Here is a 26732-nt window from a genome sequence, read left to right on the forward strand (position 1 = left end):
TCTTAGCGGTCTGTGGGAAGAGCAGTCGACTGACAGTCGACTATCGCGCGCAGCGCGGGTTTTTTCGCGGCCTGTGGGAAGAGCAGTCGACTGACAGTCGACTCTACCCAGTCGACTCTACCCAGTCGACGCTACCGCGCATTGGCGGGCGATCAGGCCAGCGCTGGTTCGCGCTTCAGCATGCCGTGGAAGCGCTTGAGCACATACGGATCAATCAGTCCGCCGGACTGTTCTTCCAGGATGCGCAGCACGGCGTCGTGTTCCATCGCGCCGCGGTAGGGGCGCGCGCTGGTCATTGCGTCGTAGGCATCGGCGATGGCCACGATGCGTGCGCCCAGCGGAATCGATTCGCCGTGCAGGCCATCGGGATACCCGCTGCCATCGAAGGCTTCATGGTGGGCGCGGATCACCCGCGCCACGGCGGTGGCATCGCTGCGCCCGGTGGCCAGGAAGATGTGTTCGCCGCGCACCGGATGTTCGCGCATGATGTCGCGCTCTTCGCTGGTGTGGCGTCGCGGGCTGAGCAGCACGTCATCGGGAATGCCGATCTTGCCGATGTCGTGGAAACGCGCGGCCAGGCCGATCAACGCGCAGGTCTCGTCCTGCTGGTCGCAGTGCGCGGCCAGGCGCTGGGCCAGTACGCCCACGCGGTCGCAGTGGTAGCGGGTGTAGGCATCGCGCATCTGCAGCGACATCGACAGTGCATCGATCAGGCAGGCGTGTTCGTGCAGCAGGTCTGGGGCTTGGGAGTGGGGCATCGGTGTGCAGGCGCAGGCAGTGCGCGAAAGCGACCGGCCCGCAGCAGCGGGCCGGTCTGGAAGAGTGGCACCTAGGGTAACGCGTGCGGCCTGTGCACCGTGTGGCGCGCTGGCCGCGCGGGCGATCAGCCGGTGGTCTGCAGCTGGATGCGGTTGGCCTTGGCGAAGGCGTCCTGCGCATCGCTCAGTGCCTGCATGTCGGTGTCCATCTTCGTGGTGGCTTCATCCAGTGCCTGCAGCAGCGGCGTCACCTGCTCCTCGCTGTAGCCATCGGGCAGGGCGGCGATCTTCTGCATCACCGCGAACATGTCGGCGGTGCTCTGCACCGAATCGCGCAGGTCCTGGTGCAGGGCGTCGGCATCCTTGCCGTGGGTCAGCAGCTCGATATGGGCCAGCCGGTCGGTGGCTTCCTTGTGGGCGTTGCCCAGGCCGAAGCGGAACTGTTCCAGGCTCTTGCCGTCCTGCAGCGCGGCATGGAAGGCTTCGCCACGCGCGCCTTCGGTCCACAGCTGGACCGTGTTCACCATGCTGTTCCAGCTGGCAACGTTCTCGTACAGGTAATCGCGGTTGCTCATGCCACTGTGGCAGGCGGCCAGCAGGCCCAGGCTGGTGGCCAGCAGAAGAGGGGCGAATCGATTCACAGCAACACTCCTTGTCGCGGGCGCAGGAACGAAAAGCGTGCCCTTCCACCGCCCGCAGCGGAAAGGCACCGGGGGATTGCAGTCAGCGCACGGCCAGGGTCAGCAGCAGGGCGCGCGCGGCGTTGAAACGGTCTTCCGGCAACGGCAGCGGGTGCTTGATGCGCAGCTTGTCCGGCCCTTCCATCGCGTACAGGTTGGGCTGTTTCTGGATCAGCTGGATCACCGCCATCGGGTCGATGTTCGGCTTGGATTCGAACACGATGCGGCCGCCGTTCTCGCCAAGATCCAGCTTGCGGATGCCCAACGTGTTGGCCTGCAGCTTCAGCTCGGCAATGGCGAACAGGTTCTTGGCCGGATCGGGCAGCAGGCCGAAGCGATCGATCATCTCCACCTGCAGTTCGCGCAGCTCGGCGCTGTCGCGCGCGCTGGAAATGCGCTTGTACAGGGTCAGGCGGGTGTGCACGTCCGGCAGGTAGTCTTCCGGAATCAGCGCCGGCACATGCAGCTCGACCTCGGCACCGCGCACTTCTTCGCCGGCATCCAGGTCGGGCAGCTTGCCCTGGCGGATGCTGCGCACGGCGCGTTCCAGCAGTTCGGTGTACAGGCTGAAGCCCACCTCGGCCATCTGCCCGCTCTGGTCTTCGCCCAGCAGCTCGCCAGCGCCGCGGATCTCCAGATCGTGCGTGGCCAGGGTGAAGCCGGCGCCCAGTTCGTCCATCGAGGCGATCGCTTCCAGGCGCTTTTCCGCATCCGGGGTGATCGAGCGGCGGTCGGGCACCACCAGATAGGCATAGGCGCGGTGGTGCGAACGGCCCACGCGGCCGCGCAGCTGGTGCAGCTGGGCCAGGCCGAAGCGGTCGGCGCGGTTGATGATGATGGTATTGGCGTTGGGAATGTCGATGCCCGATTCGATGATCGTGGTCGACAGCAGCACGTTGAAGCGCTGCTTCTGGAAGTCCAGCATCACCTTTTCCAGCTCGCGTTCGGGCATCTGCCCGTGGGCGATGCCGATGCGCGCTTCGGGCACCAGCTCGGACAGCTCGCGCTGCATGCGGCCGATGCTTTCCACGTCGTTGTGCAGGAAATACAGCTGGCCACCGCGCGAGAGTTCGCGCTGGAAGGCCTCGCGCAGCAGCGCGTTGTCCCACTGGGTGATGAAGGTCTGCACCGCCAGCCGGTTCGGCGGCGGGGTGGCGATGATCGACAGGTCGCGCAGGCCGGCCATGGCCATGTTCAAGGTGCGCGGAATCGGGGTTGCGGTCAGGGTCAGCAGGTGCACGTTGGCGCGCAGCGCCTTCAGCGCTTCCTTCTGGCGCACGCCGAAACGCTGCTCCTCGTCCACGATGACCATGCCCAGGTCCTTGAACTTCACGTCCGGCTGCAGCAGGCGATGGGTGCCGACGATTACATCGATGGTGCCGGCGGCGACCTTCTCCAGCTCGGCCTTGATTTCCTTGCTGGTCTTGAAGCGCGACAGCACTTCGACCTTCATCGGGTAATCGGCGAAGCGGTCGCGGAAATTGCGGAAGTGCTGTTCGGCCAGCAGCGTGGTCGGCACCAGCACCGCCACCTGCTTGCCGGCACTGGCGGCCGCAAAGGCGGCGCGCACGGCCACTTCGGTCTTGCCGAAGCCGACGTCGCCGCAGACCACGCGGTCCATCGGCTGGCTGCTGGCCAGGTCGCGCAGGGTGGCGTCGATGGCGGCCAGCTGGTCGGGAGTTTCTTCGAACGGGAAGCCGGCCGCGAACGGTTCGTACATGGCGCGGTCCACGTGCAGCGCCAGACCGGCGCGGGCCTGGCGGCGCGCCTGGATTTCCAGCAGTTCGGCGGCCACGTCGCGCACCTTTTCGGCAGCCTTGCGCTTGGCCTTGCTCCACTGTTCGCCACCCAGCGAGTGCAGCGGCGCGGTTTCCGCCGATGCGCCGGAATAGCGGCTGATCAGGTGCAGCTGGGCCACCGGCACGTACAGGCGATCGCCCTTGGCGTACTCGATTTCCAGGAACTCGCCGGGCATGCCGCCCACGTCCATCGCAATCAGGCCCCGGTAGCGGCCCACGCCATGGTCTTCGTGCACGATGGGCGCGCCTTCGGTCAGCTCACCCAGGTCGCGGATGATCGCTTCGGGTTCGCGGCCGGCACGGCGCGTGCGGCGGGTGCTGCCCGCGCGCTCGGGGAACAGCTGACGCTCGGTAAGCACCGCAATGCGCGGTTCGTCCAGCGCGAAACCGTCTTCCAGTGCGGCCACAGTAATGGCAAAGCGCTCGGCGCTGTCCAGGAAGGCCGGCAGATCGGCCACCACCGGCGGCTTCAGTTCGGCCGCCTGCAGCACTTCCAGCAGGGCTTCGCGGCGGCCCGGGGAATCGGCCGCGATCAGCACCCGGCCCGGGTAATGGGCCAGGAAGGATTTCAGTGCATCGCCGGCCGGTGCTTCGCGCGCGGCCACCGGGAGCGGCGGCAGCGGCTGGTCGCCCAGCGCATGCGCATCGGCGATGCGCGCATGGTCGGCGGCCCACACTTCGATGCGCGCGGTATCGTTCAGGCGCTCGCGCAGCAGATCCGGCGACAGGTACAGCGCCGACGGCGGCAGCAGCGGCCGTTCCACATCGTGGCGGCGCTGTTCGTAACGCTCGGCGGTCTGGGTCCAGAACGTTTCGGCGGCCTCGCCGGCGCCGGCACAGAGCACCGGCAGGCTGCCTGCAGGCAGGTAGTCGAACAGCGTAGCGGTGCGTTCGAAGAACAGCGGCAGGTAGTACTCGATGCCGGCCGGTGCCAGGCCGGATTTCAGATCCTGGTACAGCGCGCTGCGGCGGGTATCCACGTCGAAGCGTTCGCGCAGGGTGGCCAGCACGCGGGCGATGCTGGCCTCGTCCATCGGCACTTCGCGGCCGGGCAGCATGTGCACGGCCTCGACCTTGTCCAGCGAGCGCTGGCTTTCCGGGTCGAAGGCGCGGATCGAATCGATGTCCTCGTCCAGCAGTTCCACCCGCAGCGGCTCGTCGGCGCCCATCGGGAACACGTCCAGCAGGCCACCGCGCACGGCGAAATCGCCCGGGTCCATCACCTGCGGCACGTTGCGGTAGCCGGCGCTTTCCAGGCGGCGCTTCTCGGCTTCCAGGTCCAGGCGCTGGCCGACCTTCAGGTCGAAGCTGCCGCCGATCACATAGCTCTGCGGTGCCAGCTGCTGCAGCAGCGTCTGCACCGGCACGATCACCACACCACGCTTCAGCGTAGGCAGGCGGTGCAGGGCGGCCAGGCGCTGCGAAATGATGTCCGGGTGCGGGCTGAAGCGGTCGTAGGGCAGCGTTTCCCAGTCGGGGAAGGCGACCACCGGCAGCGACGGATCGGCACCCAGCAGGGTGTGCAGATCGGCTTCCAGCTGGCTGGCGCCGTGGTTGTCACGGGCGATGACCAGCAGCGGCGCCGTGTGCGCACGTGCGGCCTGCACCAGGTACCAGGCCAGTGCAGTGGGCGAGGCGGGGGCGCGCCACCAGGCGCGAAGCTGGCCGGCACGGGGCAGCGGCGGGGCGGGGTATGGAGTACGCGACATGGACCGCCGATCTTAACAGATGCCCTTGTCGTGACCGTGTGCGTAAGGTCGCGGTGGCGCCGGGCCATGCCCGGCGCTACCGGAATGTCTGTCGCAACGTGGCACGCCGGGCGGTGCCCGGCGTCACCTCAATTGTCCAGTTCCAGCACCATGCGCACCAGGCCTTCGGCGCCGTTGGGGTGCGGTACCGGCTTGAAGCCCAGCGAGGCGGCCAGCTGCTTCATCGGCTCGTTCTCGGCGGCCACATCGCCGTACAGGCGGTCCAGGTACTTGCCGCGGCCCCACTTCACCAGCTTGCGCATCAGCTGACGGCCCAGGCCCTGGCCGATCAGGAAGCGGCTGATCAGGATCGCGTACTCGGCTTCACGGGTACCGGGAATGATCGAGGCGCGCGCCACCGCGCCCACCACGGCTTCGCCGGCCGGCAGCGATTCGGCCGCGACCAGGGTGATCTCGGTCTTCGGATTGGGGTGGGTCAGGCGCTGGGTGGTTTCCGGCGAAAGCTCGGTGACCGCCTGCAGGAAACGGTCGCGGATTTCTTCCGGCCCGAACAGGCTGAAGGCGGCCTGCAGCGGCGCGCCGTCTTCCGGGCGGATGGGGCGGATCAGCAGCTCGTGGCCGCTGGGAGCCTTGAAGATCTCATGCCAGGGCGGCATGCGGTTGCGAGTGGCCATACCGGGTGGTTCCTTGGTGGTCCATCGATTGTGGCATCACCGAGGCTGCGTTCCGTGAACAAAAGGCTCACGCACGTACAGCCTCGTGAAGATGGCAGATCGTCGCTTATTCGGCGGTCTTCAGCCAGTCCAGGCGGGTCGTGGCACCCGGTTCGCCCAGGTGCTGGCGCAGCGCCGGCAGGGCAGGGCCGACCACCCGGTCGAACTGCCAGGGGGCGTTGAGCACCAGCATGCCGCTGCCGTTGAGGCGCAGCGGGGAATCGTCCGGGCGCACCAGGAATTCGATGGTCAGGGCCGACTTCACCGGCAGGGCGGTGGCCTTGCGCAGGAAATGCAGGATGGTGCGGCGCTGCTTGATCGGGAACCAAACCGCGCAGGTGGCCTGCGGCCAGCGTGCCAGCGTTTCGGCCAGCGCGGCCAGGATCGCCTGGTACTCGGCATCCTGCGCCTCGTAGGGCGGGTCGATCAGCACCAGGCCGCGGCCGATCTTGCTGCCATTGACCTTGGGCGGCAGCAGGGCGCGCAGCTGGCCGTAGCCATCGCCGGGGTGTACGCCCACCCGGCTGTCATGGGCGAACAGGGCCTTCAGCGAAGCGGCCTCGTCCTCCTGCAGTTCGCACACCGCCATGCGGTCCTGCGCGCGCATGGCCTGGGCGGTCAGCAGCGGCGAGCCGGGGTAGGTGATCATCGCCCCCACCGGGTTGTCGGCCTGCACCGCCTTCAGGTAGCGCTCGACCACCTCGGGCAGCTTGGGCTGGGCCATCAGGCGCATGACCCCGGATTCGGCTTCCAAGGTCTTGCGGCTTTCTTCGCTGGCCAGCAGGTAACGGCCGGCGCCGCCGTGGGTGTCCAGCACGAAGAACGGGCTGTCCTTGCGCTTGAAGCTGTCGATCAGGGCCAACTGCACGATGTGCTTGAGGACATCGGCATGGTTGCCGGCATGGAAGGCGTGGCGATAGTTCATGGGCGGCAGTGTACGGGGCGGCGGCCGCAGCGGCTATGCTGCGCGCCATGACAGCGCCCGTTGCCCATGTGCTGGTGGTCGAAGACGAAGCCGCCATTGCCGAAACCGTGCTCTACGCCCTGCGCAGCGAAGGCTATGCGGCCAGCCACTGCCTGTTGGGCGGGGAAGCGCTGCAGCGCCTGCAGGACGGGGGCATCGACCTGCTGGTGCTGGACGTGGGCCTGCCCGACCTGGGCGGCTTCGAGGTCTGCCGGCGCCTGCGTGCGCTGCCCGGCGCGGTGGCGCAGCTGCCGGTGATCTTCCTGACCGCCCGCAACGACGAGCTGGACCGGGTGCTGGGCCTGGAACTGGGCGCGGACGATTACATGACCAAGCCGTTCTCGCCGCGCGAGCTGGTGGCGCGGGTACGGGCACGCCTGCGCCGGGTGCCAGCGCCCGTCATCGCCACCCCGGGCCCGGCTGAGGACGGCGGCTGGCGCGAAACCGGTGCCTTCGCGATCGATCGCGAGGGCCGGCGCATCCGTTTCCAGGGCCAGCCGCTGGAGCTGACCCGCTACGAATACGCCCTGCTGGACGCCTTGCTGCAGCGCCCCGGCGCCATCCTCAGCCGCGCCCAGCTGATGGACCGTGGCTGGGACAGCAGCGCCGACAGCGCCGACCGCACCGTCGACACCCACGTGAAGACCCTGCGCGCCAAGCTGCGCGCGGCCGGTGCCTGCGACGACCCGATCCGCACCCACCGCGGCGTGGGTTACGCCCTGCAGGTGTAGCCATGCGGCTGATGCTGAAACTGTTCCTGGGCTTCTTCCTGATCGTGGGCATCGCCGCGTTCTTCGTGATGCGCGTGTTCGTGAACGAAGTGAAGCCCGGCGTGCGCCAGGCGATGGAATCGACCCTGGTGGATGCGGCCAACGTGCTGGCCGAAATGGCCGCTGCCGACGTCAAGGCCGGCACCATCGGCAGCGGCAGCTTCACCCGCAACCTGGCCAAGGCGCGGCAGCGCGACCTGAAGGCCATGGTCTGGCGCTTTCCCAAGCGCGCGCTGGATTACCGGGTCACCATCACCGATGCCCGCGGCATCGTGATCTACGATTCGCTGGGGCGCGACGTGGGGCGCGACAATTCGCGCTGGAACGATGTCTACCGCACCCTGCGCGGTGAGTACGGCGCGCGGTCCAGCCCGGAGATTCCGGGCGAAGAAGGCAACACGGTGATGCACGTGGCTGCGCCGGTATACGACCCGGCCGATGGCCAGACCCTGATCGGCGTGCTCAGCCTGGCCCAGCCCAACCGCAGCATCGACCCGTTCATCGCCGCCAGCCAGCGCGCCATCATCGAGCGCGGTGCGTGGCTGATCGGCCTTTCGGCGCTGGTGGGCATCCTGGTGACCGTGTGGCTGACCCGTGGCCTGGGCCAGCTCAGCCGCTACGCACGCGCGGTGACCAATGGCGAGCCGGTGCCGCCGCCACGGCGGCGCCGCGATGAGATCGGCGAACTGGGCCAGGCGCTGGAAACCATGCGCCGCAAGCTGGAAGGCAAGGCCTATGTTGAACAGTACGTGCAGTCGCTCACGCATGAAATGAAGAGCCCGCTGGCGGCGATCCGTGGCGCGGCCGAGCTGCTGCAGGAACCGATGCCCGATGCGGATCGCGCGCATTTCGCGCGCAGCATCGTCGACCAGCAGCAGCGGTTGACCGAAACCATCGACAAGCTGTTGGCGCTGGCCGAAGTGGAACAGCACGGTTGGCTGCAGACCCGTGCGCCGATCGAGGTGGCTGCCTTGCTGGATGAGGCCGCCGGCGCCGCACAGGTGGCCGCGCAGGCGTCAGGCGTACAGGTCGTGGCCCACGCTGCGGCAGGCCTGCGCGTACACGGCGACGGCTACCTGGTGCGCCAGGCCCTGCACAACCTGATCGACAACGCGGTGGCGTTCTCACCGCCCGGTTCGGTGGTGGAATTGTCGGCACAGACCGAGGGCCAGGGCGTGCGCCTGCAGGTGGCCGACCGTGGCGCCGGTATTCCCGATTACGCGCGCGAACGGGTGTTCGAACGCTTCTACTCGCTGGCCCGGCCCGGCAGTGGTCGCCGCAGTTCCGGGTTGGGCCTGCCCTTCGTGCAGGAAGTGGCCCGTCTGCACGACGGCCGCGCTGCCCTGGCGGCACGCGACGGTGGCGGCACCCTGGCCGAACTGTGGTTGCCCGCTGGCAGCCCGGCCACGCGCCCCCGGCGCTGACTTCACACTCACTTCAAATTCGCCACAAACCCTGCTCACCGGCGGCGTCCATCCTGCAGGCCTCTCCAACGAGGATGGACCATGAAATCCCTGAAGATGCTGCTGCGGTTCGCCATTGTGGGCGGCCTGATCCTGCTGCTGCTGATTCCCCTGATGATGATCCGCGGCGTCATCAACGAGCGCAGCGCATACCGCGATGAAGCGTATTCGCGCGTGGCCGAAAGCCGCGCCGGCACCCAGCGGCTGATCGGCCCGGTGCGGGTGGTGCCGTGGGTGGAGCGCCAGCAGGTGGAAGTGGTGGACGCGCAGGGCGTGAAGAAGACCGAGATGCAGACCACCGAAGGGCAGTGGCTGCAGGTGCCGACCACGCTGGAAGTGAACGGCGAACTGCTGCCCAGCCAGCGCTCGGTGGGGCTGTTCAAGGTGCCGGTGTACAGCTGGAATGGCCAGGTCAAGGCCAGCTTCGCCGCCGACGATTACCCGGTGAAGGCCGGCCGCAGCTACGGCCAGCCGTACGTGGCGCTGGGCGTGTCCGACGCGCGCGGTCTGGTGGGCACGCCGAATTTGCGCGTGGATGGCCAGCAGGTGCGCCTGCAGCCGGGTGTGGGCGCGGCCGATGTGCTGGGCCGTGGCCTGCATGCGCCGGTGGCCGGTTTTGCCGATGCCGGTGGCGGCACCCTGGCCGCCAGCAGCGTGGAACTGGAATTGCGCCTGGACGGCAGCCGTGCGCTGTCGGTGGTGCCGCTGGGCGATGACAACCAGATCGCCTTGCGCTCGAGTTGGCCGCACCCCTCGTTCACCGGTGCCTTCCTGCCCAACGAGCGCCGCGTCGATGGCCAGGGCTTCGATGCACGCTGGGCGGTATCTTCGCTGGCGTCCGATGCGCAGCACCAGTTGCGCAAGGGCGGCGATCTGGACGCACAGGCCGTGGCGGTTTCGCTGGTGGACCCGGTGGACAGCTACACCCAGGCCGATCGCGCGTCCAAGTATGGCGTGCTGTTCATCGTGCTCACCTTCGTCGGTTTCATTCTGTTCGAGCTGATCAAGGCGCTGCGCATCCACCCGCTGCAGTACCTGATGGTGGGCCTGGCGCTGGCGATCTTCTTCCTGCTGCTGATCAGCCTGTCCGAGCACATCGCGTTCTGGCTGGCCTATCTGGCCTCGGCCGTGGCCTGCATCGGGCTGCAGGCGGTGTACCTGGCCAACGTGCTGGGGCATTGGAAGCGCGGGCTGGGCTTTGCGGCGATGCTGACGCTGCTGTACGGCGCGCTGTACGGGCTGCTGGTTTCGGAAAACAACGCGCTGCTGATGGGTTCGCTGCTGCTGTTCGCGATCCTGGCCGTGGCGATGTGGGTGACCCGCCGCGTGGACTGGTACGCGCTGGGCAGCGAGCTGAAGTAAGGAGCACACCATGGGCTGGCGCCAGGGATTGCGGCAACGGGCACAGCAGGGCATTCCTGCGCTGCTGGAAGTGGATGCACTGCTGCAGGCACATGGCGTGCTGGCGGCCCTGCCGGGGGCGCGGATCGCCCCCGGCCTGGTCCGCTTCCAGCTGGCTGCGGTGAGCTGCGAAGGGCTGCGGCAGCAGGGATTGGCGTGGTTGAACAACGCCCGCCACGGGCGCGGTGCGCTGGCCGGCCGGGTGCCGCGCTACCGGCCCTGGCAGGCCGGCGCGGCCGCGCTGCAGGCCATCGGCATTGACGGTCTGCCGGCGGACTGGCCGGCGCACGCATCGGTCTACGGTTGCAGCAGCATCGACCAGCAGCACTGGTTGCTGCTGCTGCCGGAACGGGCGCAGCTGTGGCTGGGCTGGCGCGGCTAGCGGCAGGCACAATGCGCTGTCATCAGGAGACGCAATGCCATGGACATCGTAAGACTGAGCGAGACCCGCGACGGCTATGACATCGATACCACTGGCTGGCATGCCTACGTAGCGTCGATCGAAGCGGGACTTCCGGCGCCGGTGAAAGCGTTCGTGGCGGCACCGTGGCGCTACGACTTCAGCGATCCCCGCTGCCTGCATGACGCGCGGCTTGAACAGCTGGCGCTCAGCGAGGGGGAAGACGAGAACGGTCGCCCCCATCAGGTCCTGCTGGTGCTGCAGGGCGCCTGGGGCGGGCGCATCGAACTGCGCTACGGGCAGGTGTCGCGGCTGCGGGTGGACAAGCACGGCGGGCCCTCGGCGGGATTCGGCGATCTGCTGCTGGAGGAGCTGGTGGCGGTCGGCGCCGGCAGCTTCCGCCACGAACTGGTGTTCGTCGAGGGCACACTGCTGCTGGAGTTCAGCGATTTTCGCGAAACCCATATCGATGTTCCCGTGCCGGAAGTGGCGGGCCCATGACCGATGGGACGGGGGGCACCCGCCGCCGCTGGCTAGACTCGAAGGCTTGATGATCGAGCCGAAGGGCAGGGGTACGGCGTGGTGAAGTGGAGTGGGCTGAAGTGGGGTGTGCTGGCCGCAGCGCTGGTGATGGGCGGCAATGCCGGGGCGCAGCAGCGCGAAGCGGTCGACCTGGACATGGTCAGCCGTATCCGCCAGGAGGCGTTCCACCGCTCGCAGGTGATGGATACCTTCGGCTATCTCACCGAACGCATCGGCCCGCGCCTGACCAATTCGCCGGCGATGGGTCGCGCCAACGCCTGGACCCGCAGCAAGTTCAGCGAATGGAAGCTGGACAACGTGCACGACGAAGCCTTCGATGACTTCGGCCGCGGCTGGGAGTTCACCTCGGCCAGCGTGGAAATGCTGGGCGACCGCGTGCAGCCGCTGCATGCCCTGCCCAAGGCGTGGACGCCGGGCACGAACGGGCCGGTGGAAGGCGAACTGCTGCAGGTGGAGATCAAGAAGCCGGAGGACATCGAGAAGTACCGCGGCAAGCTGCGCGGGAAGATCCTGCTGCTGGGCGAAGCGCGCGAGTACAAGCGCGGTACCGAGGCCGATTCGCACCGCCACGACGCCACATCGCTGGAAGGCCTGCAGGAATTCACCCTGCCCAAGGACGCCGCCGCCGAGCGGGCCAAGCGGGTGAAGGAATACAAGGAACGCCAGGAACTGGCGGCCAAGGTCAATGCGTTCTTCGTGGAAGAGGGCGCGCTGGCCTCGATCAGCATCAGCAGCTGGGACAACGGCATCATCCGCGTGGCCGGTGGCGGCTCGCGCAAGGCCGGCGAATCGGTGGGCATTCCCGAGCTGGCGATGATCGCCGAGCACTTCAATCCGCTGGTACGCGCGCTGGCGGCCAAGCAGAGCGTGCGCCTGCGCGTGGATGTGGCCGCTCGCTTCACCGACGAAGCCGACCAGCCCGGCTACAACACGCTGGCCGAGATCCGTGGCAGCAGCAAGGCCGATGAAGTGGTGATGATCGGCGCGCATCTGGATTCGTGGCACAGCGGCACCGGTGCGGCCGACAACGCCGCCGGCGTGGCGGTGATGATGGAGGCCATGCGCATCCTCAAGGCTACCGGCGCCAAGCCCAAGCGCACCATCCGGGTGGCGCTGTGGAGCGGCGAGGAACAGGGCCTGATTGGTTCGCAGGCCTACGTGGCCAAGCACTTCGGCCGCTTCCCCGAACCCACCGACGCAGCCCAGAAGGCATTGCCGGCCTCGCTGCGCGAGCCCACCGGCGCGCTGCAGAAGACCCGCGATTACAGCAAGTTCCAAGTCTACTTCAACATGGACAATGGTTCGGGCCGCTTCCGTGGCATCTACGCCCAGGAAAACCTGGCGGCCATGCCGATCTTCGAGGCCTGGCTGGCGCCGTTCCACGATGTGGGCGCCACCACCGTGGCCACCCGCAACACCGGCAGCACCGACCACATCAGCTTCGACCGCATCGGCCTGCCGGGCTTCCAGTTCATCCAGGACCGGCTGGACTACTTCACCAATGTCCACCACAGCCACCTGGACACCTGGGACCATGCCGAACCGGACGATCTGAAGCAGGCGGCGGCCATCGTGGCCTCGTTTGCCTACAACGCGGCGATGCGCGAGGCCTCGTTCCCGCGCAAGGCTGAACCGCAGCCCTGAGAAAGCGGGCAGGAGGGGCCGGACGCGTCCGCCTCTCCTTGCCCTTGCGGGGCTGGTGGTAAAATCGGCGGATTCCCGTTCCCCGAGCGCCCCATGATCTGCCGCACCCGCTTCGCCCCCAGCCCCACCGGTTACCTGCACATCGGCGGTGCCCGCACCGCGCTGTACTGCTGGCTGGAGGCCCGCCACCGCGGCGGCGAGTTCGTGCTGCGCATCGAAGACACCGACCGTGAACGCAGCACCCAGGGCGCGATCGACGCGATCCTGGAGGCGATGGACTGGCTGGGCCTGGACTACGACGTCGGCCCGATCTACCAGACCGACCGCGTGGCCCGTTACCTGGAAGTGGCCGAACAGCTGGTGGCCGACGGCAAGGCGTACTACGCCTACGAAACCCGCGAAGAGCTGGACGCGATGCGCGAGGCCGCCATGGCCAAGCAGGAAAAGCCGCGCTACAACGGCGCCGCGCGTGACCTGGGCCTGCCGCGCAAGGACGACCCGAACCGCGTCATCCGCTTCAAGAACCCGCTGGATGGCACCGTGGTGTTCGACGACCTGATCAAGGGCCGCATCGAGATCGCCAACAGCGAGCTGGATGACATGGTCATCTTCCGCCCGGACGGCTACCCCACCTACAACTTCGCGGTGGTGGTGGACGACTGGGACATGGGCATCAGCGAGGTCATCCGCGGCGACGACCACATCAACAACACCCCGCGCCAGATCAATCTGTACGAAGGCATCGGCGCGCCGGTGCCGAAGTTCGGCCACATGCCGATGATCCTGGACGAGCAGGGCGCCAAGCTGTCCAAGCGCACCGGTGCGGCCGACGTGATGCAGTACAAGGACGCCGGCTACCTGCCCGACGCCCTGCTGAGCTACCTGGCCCGCCTGGGCTGGTCGCATGGTGACCAGGAACTGTTCAGCCGCCAGGAGCTGATCGACCTGTTCGACGTGACCAACTGCAATTCCAAGGCCTCGCGCCTGGACATGGCCAAGCTGGGCTGGGTCAACCAGCACTTCCTGAAGACCGAAGAAGAGGCCAGCATCGTGCCGCACCTGGTCTACCAGCTGGAAAAGCTGGGCCTGGACGTGGCTGCCGGCCCGGCCCCGGTGGACGTGGTGATTGCCCTGCGCGAGCGCGTGCAGACCCTGAAGGAAATGGCCGAGAAGGCCGTGGTCTGGTACCAGCCGCTGACCGAGTACGACGAGGCGGCCGTGGCCAAGCACTTCAAGGCCGGCGCCGAACTGCCGCTGGGCAAGGCCCGCGAGCTGCTGGCCGCGCTGCCGGAATGGACCGCCGAGGCCGTGGGCGTGGCCCTGCACGATGCCGCCGCCGCGCTGGAAATCGGCATGGGCAAGGTCGCCCAGCCGCTGCGCGTGGCCATCACCGGCACCCAGGTCAGCCCTGACATTTCCCATACCGTGTACCTGGCCGGCCGCGAGCAGGCCTTGAAACGCATCGATGTGGCCATTACCAAGGTAGCAACGGTCTGAGCCCTGCGGCCCAGCCCCGAACCGGAGAACGCGCATGCCCGCCAAACCTGCCTCTGCCTGTACCGCCCCGCACCACCACGTCCACGACGCATCGGATTTCGTGGCGGTGGTCGAGCGTGTCTCGCGCGAGCGCGGGCTGCGCCTGACCCCGATCCGCGCCAACGTGCTGAAGCTGATTGCCGAGGCCGGCAAGCCGGTGAAGGCCTACGAGCTGCTGGAATGGGTGCGCAGCGGCAAGGGCGTGGGCGCCGACGCCCCGCCCACCGTGTACCGCGCGCTGGATTTCCTGATGGCCAATGGCTTCGTGCACAAGCTGGAATCGGTGAATGCCTTCGTGGCCTGCCACCATCCCAGCAGCGCGGCGCACTCGGTGCCCTTCCTGATCTGCAACAGCTGCCACAGCGCGGTGGAACTGGAAGACCGCGAAATCGTCACCCAGCTGGAAAAGCGCGCCAAGGAGCTGGGCTTCCAGCCGCAGGCGCAGACCTTGGAAGTACACGGTCTCTGCGCGCGCTGCGCGGGCTGACAGACCCGCATCCTGGGGTCAGAGCCCTTTTGCCAAGGCAAACATGAGGTTTGGGGTCAGATCCCTTTGCCACGGGCAAAGGGCTCCGACCCCTACTCACAAACACTACCGCAACCGCTTCAGCGCCACCTTGCGCGCAGCAACCAATTCCGCATCCTCCACTACCAGCGTTTGCACCCACTGCAGCGCCTCATGCGCGGGCGCACCGCGCACGGCATACAACGCCAGGCTGCGGCCCCGCGTGGTCGGCGCCTGTTCCCACACACGCTGGACCAGGTGCAGCAGCGCCTGCTGCGTAGCGATTGGCACCACAACGGCCTTGTCGAAGGAGAGCAGGAAATTCAGCGCGGCCAGCGCGCGCGACGGCGCCGACAGTGGATCGTCCTGGCTGAAATCGGCCTGTTCGCAGAAAGCCAGCAGCGCCGCTACCGACGCCTCGCTGCGCACATCCTGCAGCACCCCGATTGCATAGGTCGCCAGATGCGGGCTGTCCAGCAGTGGCTGCAGCCCCGCCACGCCACGATGGCCGAACGCCGCACAGGCCCGCGCCCACGGCGCCATCGGTGCGAAGTGCGTGCCATCGGGGTTGTACTGCACTTCCTCGCGCCAGCCGTGCAGCGCGCACAGGCGCTCGATCTCGGTCGCACCCTCGGCACCGTGCTCGAGCACGAAGCGGATCAGATCCTCCACCTCCACAGTGCCGCCATGTTCGCGCGGCGCCGGTCCCTTGGCTGCCTTCCTGGCCAGTGCGTTGAATTTCATTGCTTTCGATTGTTCCTGGGGTAAGGCAGTCGAGCAGGGGGGAGTCGATCAGGTAGAGTCGACTGTCAGTCGACTAGCGCGACAATCCCGGAGCAAAAGCAGTCGACTGACAGTCGACTCTACCGTGCCGGTTTCGATGGTTCCTGGGCAAGGCAGTCGAGCACGGCTCGACTCTACAAAAACAAAGCGGAGCCGCAAGCCCTGCTTTTGACCTTGTTTCTTTGATTCACGTGGCTGACGCGCACGGAGAATGTCCGTGGCCGGGTGGGTGGGCTGGGCAGGGGCGTGAGCCGCATGGATGCGGCGACCGAGCTTACAGGGACGTACTTGCAGCGTCCCCTGCGCAGCCCACCCACCCGGCCAAACCCCGCAATCCCACCGCAACGATCAGCCACGAGGGGCGCCGCCGTTCGCAGCCGTCGGCGCAGCCGCACGTGCGCGTTACGGGTTTGCCACGGGCGCCGGCTCCGCGGCGGTATTCACCCGCGCGATCACCGACATGCCCGGGCGCAGCCGCGCGGCCAGTTCCTGGTCGGGGTCGATCGAAATGCGGATCGGCAACCGCTGTACCACCTTGGTGAAGTTGCCGCTGGCGTTGTCCGGCCTCAGCACGCTGAATTCCGAACCGGTCGCCGGCGCGATCTGTTCCACATGGCCGTGCAGCACCTGGCCCTGGAAGGCATCCACGGTGAACGTGACCGGCTGGCCGATGCGCATCTGCCAGGTCTGGCCTTCCTTGTAGTTGGCCACCACCCACAGCGTGTCGGGCACCAGGAACAGCAGCTGCGAACCGGCCGCCACGTACTGGCCCACGCGCACGCTGGCCTCGCTGATCTGGCCATCGCGCGGGGCATGGATGACTGTGTTGGCCAGGTCGATGCGCGCCAGTTCCAGCTGCGCCTGCGCGCTTTCCACCTGCGCTTCCAGACCCTTGCGTGCCACCTGGGTGGACACCAGGGTTTCCTCGGCAATGCGGATCTGTGCCTGCGACTGCTGCACGCTGGCCTGCGCCGAGGCCTGGGTGGTGCGGAACTTGTCGCGGTCGTTGATTGACACCAGCTGCTGCGCGGCCAGCTCCTCGTAGCGCTTCAGCTCATTGCGCGAGCGCTGCAGTTCCGATTGCCCGGCGGCCAGGGTGGCACGCGCCGAGCCGATCTGCGCACGGTTCTGCGCCTGCGACTGGTCCGAATTGGCCAGCGCGGCACGCGCGCTGTCCAGCGTCGCCTCGGCCTGCGCCACCTTCTGCGCGTAGATGCGATCATCGATCCGCAGCAGCGGCTCGCCCTGTTTCACGTGCTGGAAGTCCTTCACCAGCACCTCGGTCACGTAGCCGTTCACCTGCGGCGCCAGCACGGTGATCTGCCCACGCACATAGGCGTTGTCAGTCACCATCACGCTGCTGGTGAACGGCCACAGGTGCCACGCACGCAGGATCAGCGCGATGCCCAGCAGCGCCACCACGATCATCACCACCACGCTGCGCGCGCTGGGCCGCAGGTACTTCGGCGCGGCGGGCGCGGCAGGTGCCGCCCGTGCTTCCGGTGCCGACGCGGCATCGGTGGGTGGCGGCGGGGTCACGTTGTCGGCGCTGTCAGCGTCGTCGGGGCGGGGCGGAACGGGAGACATGGCAAAGGTACTCAGGGCGGCGCTGCGGCAGTCGCAGCGGTGGCAACGGGGTGGCGCTTGCGCCATTGCTTCAGCACGGCGGTGCGCAGCGACAACAGCAGCAGCCAGACCAGGAAGCCGATGGCCAGCCAGCCACTGAGGGTGAACACATCGTTGAAGCCGCGCACATTGGCTTCGCGGCGCGTGGTCTGTGCCAGCTGTGCGCTGCCCTGCGCGCTGCGCAGCACCGGGTCGGTGATCTGCGCCGCATACACCTGCTGCTGGATGCGCAGGCGCTGCGCCACCACCGGATCGGCAGGATCGAGCTGGCTGGTCAACGCGCTGGAATACAGTTGTTCACGGTGCAGCTGGAAAGTGCCGAGCACGGCCGAACCGGCCAGCCCGCCCAGGGTCTGGGTGATCGACAGGGTGACCAGGAAGGTGATCATGTGGTCCACACCCTGCTTCAGCGCAGCGGAGATGCCGAGCATGATCAGCGGGCCCATGAACATGCCCGCGCCCACCGAAGCGAGGAACTGGCTGACGTAGAAATCATGCGGGCGGTCCAGGCTGGTGCGGTGCTGGTCCAGCACCGCGGCCGTGCCCAACAGCAGGATGGCCATCAGCAGCTGCGGAATCAGCCGCTTCGGCCCGAAGGTCAGCGAGGCCCCGGCGATGCCGGTGATCACCCCGGCCAGGATCACGCCGAACAGCGGCCGCATCTGGTCAGGGCCCATGCCCAGCGTGCGCATCAGGCTCACCACACCGTAGGACTGTTCGGTGGTGAGGAAGCGGATCAGGAACGCGCCGACGATGAAGTGCAGCACCGGCAGGGTGGACAGCCAGCGGATCTGCAGCAGCGGGTTGCGCCGGTAGTGTTCGATCACCAGTGCGGTGGTGGTCAGCGCGATCGACGCCACCAGCGCCCAGCCCAGCCACGCGGTGTCCAGCCACCAGCGCGTATAGCCCTGCGCCAGTACCACCACCAGCAGTGCCACGGCCGGCGCCAGCAGGGCGAAAGTGAGGAAATCCAGCGGTTCGAACGCCTTGATCTGCACGCCCGGCGGCAGCTTCAGCAGCACCACCGCGGCGAATGCGCACAGCGCCAGGCCGGCTTCGAAGGAATACAGCTGGTGCCACTGGCCGGTATCGACCAGGGTGGGCGAAACGATCCAGGCGATCGGCACCGCCAGCTGTGACAGACCCACGCCGACCACCAGCAGGTTGCCGGTGAAGCGGCGGGGCAGGGCCTGCAGCATGTACAGCGTGCCCAGGGTGGAGCAGGCGGCGCCGGCGAAACCACTGGCGGCGCGGGTGAGCAGGGTGGTCTCAAAGCTGCCCACGAACAGATGCAGCACGGCCAGCGCCGCATACAGGCCCAGGCCGATTTCGGCAAACAGGCGGATGCCGTACTGCTGGCGGAACTTGAAGGCCAGCAGGTTGGCGGTCACGTTCACCATGGCGTAGGCGGCCACCAGCCAACTGCCCTGGGTGGGCGTAAGCGCCAGCTGGCCCTGCAGGAACGGCAGGTTGGCGGTCACCAGCGCATTGCCCAGGCCACCGGTGATCGCCACCAGCAGCGACACCAGCGCGTAGGCCGCCCGCCGCTGCGGCGGGTGCCAGGGCATCGAGGCCGAGCCTGGCATGGTCGGCTTTTCGTGCTCCTCCCAATCCGGAATCGGTTTGAGATACGGCTGCACCATCAGCGGTCTCCGCTGGCTGCTCCCTGAAGGCCCCCGCGCAGCAGCTGCAGGGCGCGCCCGGCCAACTGCGCGCGTTCTTCGCGGGTCTTGCCGCGCAGGGCTGCACCCAGCATGCCCGAGATCAGTGAAATATCCGTCTTCTCCAGATCCGGACGGCACAGGCCGGCGGCCTTGGCGCGCGCGATCGGTGCTTCCAGCAGGTCGCGCACGGTCTCGCGCGCGATGCGCATGGCCGCCACGTCCGAATCCACCGCGCGCCAGTAGTCGGCCAGCGCCGGCGAATCGATGATGCGCTGGGCCATGCCTTCGAACACTTCGAACAGGGCGTCGTCGCGGTCGCCCAGCTGTTCCACCTGGCGGCGGATGCGGTCCACCGTGCGCTGCAGCAGGGCCTGGATCAGGGCGGTGCGGTCGGGGAAGTTGCGGTACAGGGTGGCGCGGCCCACCTGGGCACGCTCGACCACCAGGTCCAGCGGCGCGGTTACGCCGTGTTGGCCGAACACATGGTCGGCGGCATCGAGGATCAGGGCCCGGCGGGCGGCAGCATCAGCGCGTTGTGCGGTCATGGCTTTATTTTCGGACAATAGTGTCCGGTTGGCGAGACGTTCAGTGACGGGAGTGTCCGTTTGTTGCTCTACGCACATCTTTGTGAGAATGGCGTGAAGGATCGCGCGCCATGGAAAAGGGGCCCGAAGGCCCCTTGGATGCTTGCCGTGTTGGAACGGGGTCAGAGCCCTTTCCTGCGGAAAGGGATCCGACCCCAGTAGATCCACGCCATGCGTGGATAGCCGGTCAGAAGTACGCGCGAATACCGAACGCGACACCACGGCCCGGCAGCGGCGAGTAATCCCGCAGCAGCGAGGTGTGCGGGCGCACTTCGCGGTTGGTCAGGTTGCTGCCGTCCAGGAACACCTCGTAGCTGTTGCTGTCGTTGCGGTCCCAGCGGTAGGCGAAGTGCGCATCGACCAGGGTGTAGCCGTCGCTCGGTTCCTCGTTCTGCGCCACGTCCTTCTGCCGGCTGTAGCGCACCGCGCCCACCGACGCGCGCCACCCGTCCTTGGCCCAGCGCAGGTCCGCGCCCACGCGTGCCGGGGCGATGCGCGGCAGGTAACCGGTGTTGGCCAATTCCACGGTGTAGTTGTGGTTGTGGTCGCCGTGGGGCACCGCCAGCGCCAGGTTGCGGCTGCCGCTGCCGTCCAGCTTGGCCTGCACGTAATCACCGAACACGCGCAGGTCCCAATCGCCGGCGCCGCCTTCGAACAGGTGCACCAGTGCTTCGGCCTCGGCGCCCTTGAACACCGCGTCCTGCTGGGTCCAGGCGCGCACCGGCAGGCTTTCGGTCACGCCGGTGTCGGCCAGGTAGATGAAGTCCTTGAACCGGGTCTGGTAGATGGCGGCAGAGAAGTCCAGGCGCTCGCTGTGGGTGTGGATGCCCAGCTCCACGCGCTGGCCGCGCTCGGTCTTCAGGTTGGCATCGCCGATTTCCAGCGAACGGGTGGCGATGTGCGCACCGGCCGCATACAGCTCTTCATTGGTCGGCGCACGCTCGGAACTGTCCACGCCGATGCGCAGGTCCACCGCATCGTTGAGCGTCCAGATGCCGGCCGCGGACAGGTTGGTGGCATCGAACGAGCGGCGGCGGTAGTCACCGGTCGGGTCCAGCTTCACCTGGTCATGGCGGCCCCCCAGTTCCAGCTTGAACGGGCCGAACTGCTTTTCCTGCAGCACGAACAGGCCGACGTTCTTGGTGTTGGTGTCGGGCACGAAGGCTTCTTCGCCGCGTGCGCCGAAATCGCTGTTGCCGAACTGCAGGCCGAAGGCACCGTCCCAGCCGCCGATCTGCTGCTGCACCGCTTCCAGGCGGGTTTCAATGCCGCGGTTGGTGAAGCGGGTGGACGGCGTGCCGGCTTCCAGCTCCACGTGCTCGTAATCGGTGTAGGCCACGCGCGCGTTGACGTTCTTCAGGAACGACACCGGGTTGTAGATGCCCGCCTTGGTTTCAAAGCGGTTCTGCACCATGTCGATGCGCACGTCGTGCTCGTCACCTTCTTCCTCTTCGCCATGGTCGTGATCGTGATCATGGTCGTGGTCATCGCCCTCGGCATGCACGTGGGCGCCGTTGGGAATGCCGTAGTTGGTGCGGTAGGTGCTGGCAGACACGCCGAAGTAGCCGCCTTCGCCCAGCCAGGTCGCGCCCACGCCGCCAGCGCGGGTACGGATGGAACTGTTGTCCAGACGACCGCGGCGCGGCTCTTCGCCTTCTTCGCCGGCGTGGTCGTGGTCGTCGTGATGGTCTTCCAGGCTGTCGATCACCGCATAGCCGGGAATACGGTAGTCATCGCCGTTGCGCACCAGGCCGTCGACATGCAGCACCACGTTGCCGCTCACGCCGTCCAGGCGGAACATGCCGCTGCGTTCGTCGTTGACCGAGTTGCCACGCAGCTCGGCGCGGCCGCTCAGCGGGCGGTCCGGCAGGTCACGCGCGATGCGGCCATCGACCACGTTCACCGCGCCGCCGATCGCGCCGCTGCCGAACAGCAGGGTGGCCGGGCCCTTCAGCACTTCGATCTGGTCGGCCAGGAACGGTTCGATGCTGGTGGCATGGTCGGCGCTGACGGTGGAGGCATCCATGTTGCCCATGCCGTTGGACAGCACGGCCACGCGCGGGCCTTCCTGGCCGCGGATGATCGGGCGGCCGACGCCGGGGCCGAAGAACGTGCTCTGCACGCCGGGCAGCTTGGCCACGGTGTCGCCCAGGGTGCCGGCCTTCTGTTCGTCCAGCCGTTCGCCGGCCAGCACGTCCACCGGGCGCGCCAGCGACTCGGCATCGCCCTGCAGCGGCGAGGCAGTGACCTGCACCGAAGAGAGCTCGGTCAGGTGGCGGTCACGTTGGCCAGCATCGTCGCCGGCGGCGAACGCAGCCGACGGCAGCAGGGCGGCGAGGGCCAGGGCCAGGGAATGCGGCTTCAACCGCGGGAAATGGGCAGACATCGGCAAGTCCTTTGTTACTTTGTATCAATTGGGTGGCGCACGTATCCCGTCGGAGGACAGGGGGAGGGAAACCGTGCGGGGCAGGAGTGAATGTTATATTATTCCATAACGATTCGCCGACCCTGCTGGAAGTCATGTCCCTGTCCTCCTCATTCCGCCGCCTGCTCGATCGCTTCGGTGCCACCGGTTCGATGCTGTGCGCCGTGCACTGCGCGGTCATTCCGGTGCTGCTTGCGATCGCGCCTTCGCTGGGCCTGTCGTTCTGGCTGAGCGACGGGGTGGAGATGGCGCTGGTGGTGTTCGTGACGCTGCTGGGGCTGTTCAGCCTGGTCATGGGCTACCGCCGCCACGGCGCGCTGCGCGCGCTGGGCTTCCTGATTCCCGGCCTGGTGGCACTGTGGGCGGGCGTGCTGTACGACCCGCTGCACCACAATGCGGTGCCGCATGCAGTGGTGATGACCCTCGGCGGCCTGCTGGTGGGCGTGGCGCACCTGGTGAACCTGCGCCTGAACCACGGCCACGTCCACGACGCCAGCTGCGCGCACTAGGCGCGTCGTGATAGGCTTTCCGATCGTGCGCGGGGGCGCCCAGCAAGGCGGCCCCGCCGAACCCGTGTCAGTACGGGGTAACCAGATTTCACACTTGAGGAGTTGAAGACATGGGTAAGGGTGACCGCAAGACCGCCAAGGGCAAGCGCTACAACGCCAGCTACGGCAACGCCCGTTCGCATACCGCGAGCAAGGTCGCTGTAGGCGCCGCCGCCCCGGTTGCCAAGAAGACCGTGGCCAAGGCTCCGGCCAAGAAGGCTGTGGCGAAGAAGGCAGCTGCCAAGGCCTGATCCGGCCGGCGGTTGCTTGAAAAAAACGCGGCGCCTGGCGCCGCGTTTTTTTTGTGCCCGGTGTTGCTGCCCGGCGGATGCTGCGCCGTCAGCGCAGCGCTTTCTTCAACGTCTCGGCATCGCCGTCGTTCGGCGCCGCCGGCACCTGCAGCAGATGCGCCAGCAGCGGGTACACATCCACGTTGTCGAACCCGTCGATCAGCAGGCCCTGCTGGAACGACGGGCCGCGCGCCACGAACACCGCGCGCATCGAGGGCAGGGCATTGTCGTAGCCATGCGAGCCACGGTCCTGGTGGTCGCGCTTGGCGATACGCTCGGCGCGCAGTGCATCCCAGCCTTCATCCATCTGGCAGACGATGGCCGGAACGCGCGGATGGCTGCCGTAATGCCAGCGCGGCGGCAGCGCCTCCTTCTTCCAGCATTCGTAGTGTGCGTGGCGGCCCAGCAGCGCGTGTTCGGCCTGCGTTTCGCGGCCGGTCACCGGCTCGAAGCCCACCGACTGGCCCTGGCTGACGTTGCGCGCCAGCGCCGGATCGACCATCGACTCGGTGGCGATCACCTGGCCTTCCGGTACCGATGCCATGCCGTGGTCAGAGACCACCACCACGTTGGTCGACGCCGCCAGCCCCTGTGCGTCCAGGCCATCAAGCACCTGGCCGATCACCTGGTCGGCCAGCACGATCGCATCGGCATACTGCTGCGAATCCGGGCCATGGTTGTGCCCGGCCTTGTCCACGTTTTCCATGTACAGCGTGGTCAGGCGTGGCGCATCGGCATCGGTCTGTGCCAGCCAGTCCAGCACGGTCTGCGCGCGTTGCTGCAGCGGCTCCTTACTGTCGTACACCTGCCAGCGGCTGGGCCGGGTGCCGTCGATCTCGGCCTCGCTGCCGGGCCAGGAAGTGGTGGCGGTGCGCACGCCCACTTTTTCCGCGCCGACCCAGATCGGTTCGCCGCCCCACCAGTGGCTGTTGGTCACCGCCTCGCGGTCGCCCAGGCTGAAGCGCCCCAGCGCGGGGTCTTCCATGCTGTTGTTGACGATGCCGTGGTGGTCCGGGCGCAGGCCGGTGACCAGGGTGTAGTGGTTGGGGAAGGTCAGCGACGGGTACGAGGGGGTCATCCAGCGGGCGCGCACGCCGCGATCGATGATGCGCTGCAGGTTCGGCGTCAGCCCACGATCCAGCGCATCGGCGCGCAGGCCGTCGATGGAAATCAGCAACAGCTTCGGTGGCGGCGCGTCGGCGCGCGCAACCGGCGCGGACGAAGAGGGCGTGGTCGTGCAGGCGGCCAGGGGCAGCAGCAGCGCCAGCGAACAGGTCAGGCGTACGGAAGTCATCGCGACATGATAAGCGGCGGCAATGACGTGCCCAAGACACGGCGTGCTGTCGCACGCCGTGTCCGCGCATATTTCTTTATCCCCGCGCCTTCGGCGCGCCCCCTTCAACAAAAAGGGGGCTCCTCACCAGAGACACTCCGCAACCCCATCCAGCGTGTCGACCAAGGTCGACACCTACCAAAAGCCGCGGGAACCTGTCGAAGGCGGGGTGGTGTGGGTGGGCAGGACCGCAGGCGCCATGGATGGCGCCTACGAGCCTACAAGGACGTACTTGCGGCGTGTCCTGCCCACCCACACCGCCCCGCCAACCCACGGATACCCCGCTGTTGCTTTTGACGTTGACGTTGACGTTGCCTCGGCGGGTGCAGGGCGCAGCCCTGCCGGCAAACCCCACCCCTCACACAAACAACGGTGCCTGCCGCTGCTCCAGCCGCAGCAGGGCCGCCTTGGTTTCCAGCCCGCCGCCGAAGCCGGTGAGCGTGCCATTGCTGCCGATCACGCGGTGGCAGGGCAGCACGATCGGCAATGGATTGCGGCCGTTGGCCGCGCCCACCGCACGGGTGGCCGTGGGCTGCCCCAGGTGCTGGGCCAGCTGCAGGTAGCTCCAGGTCTGGCCGAACGGGATGACCGCCAGCGCCTGCCACACGCGCAGCTGGAACGGCGTGCCGCGCGGTGCTAGCAGCAGATCGAAGCGGCTGCGTTCGCCGTGCAGGTACTGCAGCAACTGTTCCCGTGCCTGCGGCAGCGCACCCGGCGCGTACTGCCAGTCGCCGCGCCCGCGTGCCGGGTGCCGGTTTTCCGGAAACAGTACATGGGCCAGGCCATGCTCATTACCGGCGATGGTCAGCTCGCCGATCGGGCTGTCGAAACGATCGAACAACAGGGTCATGTCGGTTCTCCAACAAAGGTGCCGGACAGGTGCCACAGGTGCAGCACGGCATAGGCGCGCCACGGTCGCCACGCCTGCGAGCGGGCCTCGGTGGCGCGTTCGCTCAGGCGCTGGCCCTGCGCGTGGCCGAGCACCTGCTGCAGCACCAGGTCGCCGGCGGGGAAGGCATCGGGTTGGCCCAGCCCACGCAGGGCGATGTACTGCGCCGTCCATGGCCCGACGCCGGGCAGCGCGACGCAGCGTGCAACGAATTCGTCCAGGGCCTGGCCTGGCCCGAAATCCAGCGCACCGCTGGCGCAGGCCGCGGCCAGCGCACGCACCGTGGCTGCGCGCGTGCGTGGCAGGCCGATCGATTCCAGCGGCGCTTCGGCCAGCACCTGTGGCAGCGGGAACTGGCGGTCGAATGCCGGCGGCATGCCCGGCAGGTGGGCGCCCCAGGCATCCACCAGCCGGCGCGCGAAGGTGGTCGCTGCGGCCACGCTGACCTGCTGGCCCAGTACCGCGCGCACGGCCACCTCGAAGCCATCCCAGCCGCCGGGTACGCGCAGTCCGGGGCGTTCGGCGATGCCGCGGGCCAACAGCGGTTCTTCGGCCAGGGCGGCATGCACCTGCTGCAGGTCGGCGTCCAGATCGAACACCCGGCGCACCCGCCGCACGATGTCAGGGATCAGGCGGGGATCGACCGCGCCCATCTGCAGGCGCAGTTCCGGGCGCTTGGGATCGGCGGTTACCCGCAGCAGGGTGGGGCGTTCGGGCGTGCCCAGCACGCGCTGGTAGCTGTCTTCGTCGATCAGCTCGATGCCGGGCAGGCTGCGCTTGCGCAGGAAGGCCAGCATGCGCGGGAAATCCAGCGGCGGCCGGTAGCCCAGGCGCAGTACCAGGCCATCGTCGGCGCCGACCAGCGGGGCATGCTGGCGGCGCAGCGCGGTGGGCGGCATGCCGCAGCCCTGCAGGAAAGCGGTGTTGAAGCGGCGCAGGCTGTTGTAGCCAGCGGCCAGGGCGACGTCGGTCACCGGCAGCGCGGTTTCGGTCAGCAGTTGCTTGGCCAGCAGCAGGCGCTGGGTGGCGTGGATCTGCGCGGGCGTGGCGCCCAGGTGTTCGACGAACAGGCGTTGCAGCTGGCGTGCGCTCAGGCCCAAGCGGTGGCCCAGTTCGGCCATGGACTGTTCCTGCAGGAAGCCGCTGTGGATCAAAGCCAGGGCGCGCTGCACGGTCTGCCCGGCCAGCGCCTGCTGCGCCTGCGGCGCCAGTTCCGGGCGGCAGCGCAGGCAGGGCCGGTAGCCGGCAGCGGCAGCCGCGGCGGCCGTGCGGTAATAGCTGATGTTGCGCGGCTTCGGCGGTGGCGCCGGACACACCGGGCGGCAATAGATACCGGTGCTGCGCACGGCGGTGAAGAACACGCCGTCGAAGCGCGCATCGCGGGCCAGGCGGGCGCGGTCGCAGGCGGCGGTGTCGAGGGCGGGGGAGCTGTCCATGGCGCCAGTCTAGGCTGCGGGGCGGGTGGATACTCGCCATTTTCGGACATGGATGCTGAAGGGGGTACGGCAGGGCTGCGCCCTGCAACCACTGAATCAACGTCAACGTCAACGTCAACGTCAACGTCAACGTCAAGAGCGGGCTATCCGTGGATGGCGGGGTGGGTCCGGTTGCGGGGGACGCCGTAAATCCGTCCATGGAGCAACTGTGTTGTGGGATGGGATTTTGGCCGTCTGGCAGACAGGCACGGCAAAGCCGGCTGCCGGCC

General features: G+C 67.8%; 23 protein-coding genes. 10 read left to right on the forward strand and 13 right to left on the reverse strand.

Annotated features, from left to right (window positions below; translation table 11 throughout):
• Positions 1 to 152: 152 nt before the first annotated feature.
• The 5 genes from G4G00_RS14355 to rlmJ all read right to left on the reverse strand — a co-directional run bounded on the left by G4G00_RS14355 (position 153) and on the right by rlmJ (position 6584).
• Positions 153 to 758 carry an HD domain-containing phosphohydrolase gene (locus G4G00_RS14355; RefSeq protein ID WP_108761562.1) on the reverse strand — a complete coding sequence of 202 codons (606 nt, stop codon included), beginning with the start codon at positions 756 to 758 and terminating at the stop codon, positions 153 to 155.
• Between the two features lie 125 nt (positions 759 to 883).
• Positions 884 to 1399: a hypothetical protein gene (locus G4G00_RS14360; protein WP_108752542.1), complete on the reverse strand. Its 516-nt coding sequence runs from the start codon at positions 1397 to 1399 to the stop codon at positions 884 to 886.
• 82 nt (positions 1400 to 1481) lie between these two features.
• Positions 1482 to 4946, reverse strand: a complete 3465-nt coding sequence (mfd, locus tag G4G00_RS14365) for a transcription-repair coupling factor (RefSeq protein WP_164274539.1) — start codon at positions 4944 to 4946, stop codon at positions 1482 to 1484.
• Between the two features lie 128 nt (positions 4947 to 5074).
• Positions 5075 to 5620 (reverse strand): GNAT family N-acetyltransferase, encoded by a 546-nt coding sequence (locus G4G00_RS14370; protein WP_019659177.1) that lies wholly within the window; start codon positions 5618 to 5620, stop codon positions 5075 to 5077.
• Positions 5621 to 5726: 106 nt separating this feature from the next.
• Positions 5727 to 6584 carry a 23S rRNA (adenine(2030)-N(6))-methyltransferase RlmJ gene (gene rlmJ, locus G4G00_RS14375; protein ID WP_108749009.1) on the reverse strand — a complete coding sequence of 286 codons (858 nt, stop codon included), beginning with the start codon at positions 6582 to 6584 and terminating at the stop codon, positions 5727 to 5729.
• A 35-nt stretch (positions 6585 to 6619) separates the two neighbouring features.
• Between rlmJ and creB the strand changes: the two genes are divergently transcribed.
• From creB to G4G00_RS14415, 8 genes are all read left to right on the forward strand, one after another.
• Entirely contained in the window at positions 6620 to 7354 is a 735-nt protein-coding gene (gene creB / locus G4G00_RS14380; protein ID WP_164274541.1) for a two-component system response regulator CreB, read from the forward strand.
• A 2-nt stretch (positions 7355 to 7356) separates the two neighbouring features.
• Positions 7357 to 8817: a two-component system sensor histidine kinase CreC gene (gene creC, locus G4G00_RS14385; protein ID WP_164274544.1), complete on the forward strand. Its 1461-nt coding sequence runs from the start codon at positions 7357 to 7359 to the stop codon at positions 8815 to 8817.
• An 81-nt stretch (positions 8818 to 8898) separates the two neighbouring features.
• Positions 8899 to 10218, forward strand: coding sequence for a cell envelope integrity protein CreD (gene creD, locus G4G00_RS14390; protein ID WP_164274546.1), 1320 nt, complete (start codon positions 8899 to 8901; stop codon positions 10216 to 10218).
• 10 nt (positions 10219 to 10228) lie between these two features.
• Complete coding sequence (locus G4G00_RS14395) at positions 10229 to 10639, forward strand: hypothetical protein (protein ID WP_164274549.1); 411 nt, start codon at positions 10229 to 10231, stop codon at positions 10637 to 10639.
• Positions 10640 to 10678: 39 nt separating this feature from the next.
• A complete protein-coding gene (locus tag G4G00_RS14400) occupies positions 10679 to 11158 on the forward strand; it encodes a hypothetical protein (RefSeq protein WP_164274551.1) in 480 nt (159 codons plus the stop codon).
• Between the two features lie 129 nt (positions 11159 to 11287).
• Complete coding sequence (locus G4G00_RS14405) at positions 11288 to 12844, forward strand: M20/M25/M40 family metallo-hydrolase (protein ID WP_164274583.1); 1557 nt, start codon at positions 11288 to 11290, stop codon at positions 12842 to 12844.
• Positions 12845 to 12937: 93 nt separating this feature from the next.
• Positions 12938 to 14341: a glutamate--tRNA ligase gene (gltX, locus tag G4G00_RS14410; protein ID WP_164274553.1), complete on the forward strand. Its 1404-nt coding sequence runs from the start codon at positions 12938 to 12940 to the stop codon at positions 14339 to 14341.
• 34 nt (positions 14342 to 14375) lie between these two features.
• Positions 14376 to 14867 (forward strand): Fur family transcriptional regulator, encoded by a 492-nt coding sequence (locus tag G4G00_RS14415; RefSeq protein WP_108749015.1) that lies wholly within the window; start codon positions 14376 to 14378, stop codon positions 14865 to 14867.
• 105 nt (positions 14868 to 14972) lie between these two features.
• Here the strand turns inward: G4G00_RS14415 and G4G00_RS14420 are convergent, their stop codons facing one another.
• The 5 genes from G4G00_RS14420 to G4G00_RS14440 all read right to left on the reverse strand — a co-directional run bounded on the left by G4G00_RS14420 (position 14973) and on the right by G4G00_RS14440 (position 21928).
• Entirely contained in the window at positions 14973 to 15629 is a 657-nt protein-coding gene (locus G4G00_RS14420; RefSeq protein WP_164274555.1) for a hypothetical protein, read from the reverse strand.
• A gap of 441 nt (positions 15630 to 16070) precedes the next feature.
• Complete coding sequence (locus tag G4G00_RS14425; RefSeq protein ID WP_164274557.1) at positions 16071 to 17255, reverse strand: HlyD family secretion protein; 1185 nt, start codon at positions 17253 to 17255, stop codon at positions 16071 to 16073.
• 11 nt (positions 17256 to 17266) lie between these two features.
• Complete coding sequence (locus G4G00_RS14430; protein WP_164274559.1) at positions 17267 to 18937, reverse strand: MFS transporter; 1671 nt, start codon at positions 18935 to 18937, stop codon at positions 17267 to 17269.
• On the reverse strand, positions 18937 to 19503 hold the full coding sequence (locus G4G00_RS14435; protein WP_108752554.1) for a TetR/AcrR family transcriptional regulator: 567 nt from the start codon (positions 19501 to 19503) through the stop codon (positions 18937 to 18939). Before G4G00_RS14435 ends, G4G00_RS14430 begins: the two co-directional genes overlap by 1 nt.
• Before the next feature lie 226 nt (positions 19504 to 19729).
• Positions 19730 to 21928, reverse strand: coding sequence for a TonB-dependent receptor (locus tag G4G00_RS14440; protein ID WP_164274560.1), 2199 nt, complete (start codon positions 21926 to 21928; stop codon positions 19730 to 19732).
• A gap of 134 nt (positions 21929 to 22062) precedes the next feature.
• Between G4G00_RS14440 and G4G00_RS14445 the strand changes: the two genes are divergently transcribed.
• Positions 22063 to 22476, forward strand: coding sequence for a MerC domain-containing protein (locus G4G00_RS14445; RefSeq protein WP_108752556.1), 414 nt, complete (start codon positions 22063 to 22065; stop codon positions 22474 to 22476).
• Positions 22477 to 22586: 110 nt separating this feature from the next.
• The gene (locus tag G4G00_RS14450) at positions 22587 to 22766 is read left to right on the forward strand and encodes a 30S ribosomal protein THX (RefSeq protein WP_108749022.1); all 180 of its coding nucleotides are present in this window, start codon (positions 22587 to 22589) and stop codon (positions 22764 to 22766) included.
• An 88-nt stretch (positions 22767 to 22854) separates the two neighbouring features.
• On the opposite strand, the gene G4G00_RS14455 is transcribed toward G4G00_RS14450, so the two are convergent.
• The 3 genes from G4G00_RS14455 to G4G00_RS14465 form a co-directional block, all read right to left on the reverse strand.
• On the reverse strand, positions 22855 to 24099 hold the full coding sequence (locus G4G00_RS14455) for an ectonucleotide pyrophosphatase/phosphodiesterase (RefSeq protein ID WP_164274562.1): 1245 nt from the start codon (positions 24097 to 24099) through the stop codon (positions 22855 to 22857).
• A gap of 397 nt (positions 24100 to 24496) precedes the next feature.
• Positions 24497 to 24988, reverse strand: a complete 492-nt coding sequence (locus tag G4G00_RS14460) for a methylated-DNA--[protein]-cysteine S-methyltransferase (RefSeq protein ID WP_164274564.1) — start codon at positions 24986 to 24988, stop codon at positions 24497 to 24499.
• Entirely contained in the window at positions 24985 to 26463 is a 1479-nt protein-coding gene (locus tag G4G00_RS14465; RefSeq protein WP_108752559.1) for an AlkA N-terminal domain-containing protein, read from the reverse strand. The genes G4G00_RS14460 and G4G00_RS14465 overlap by 4 nt, the downstream gene beginning before the upstream one ends.
• Positions 26464 to 26732 lie beyond the last annotated feature (269 nt).

It is taken from the genome of Stenotrophomonas sp. B1-1, from assembly GCF_010894375.1.
In the GTDB taxonomy this organism is placed as follows: Bacteria; Pseudomonadota; Gammaproteobacteria; order Xanthomonadales; family Xanthomonadaceae; genus Stenotrophomonas.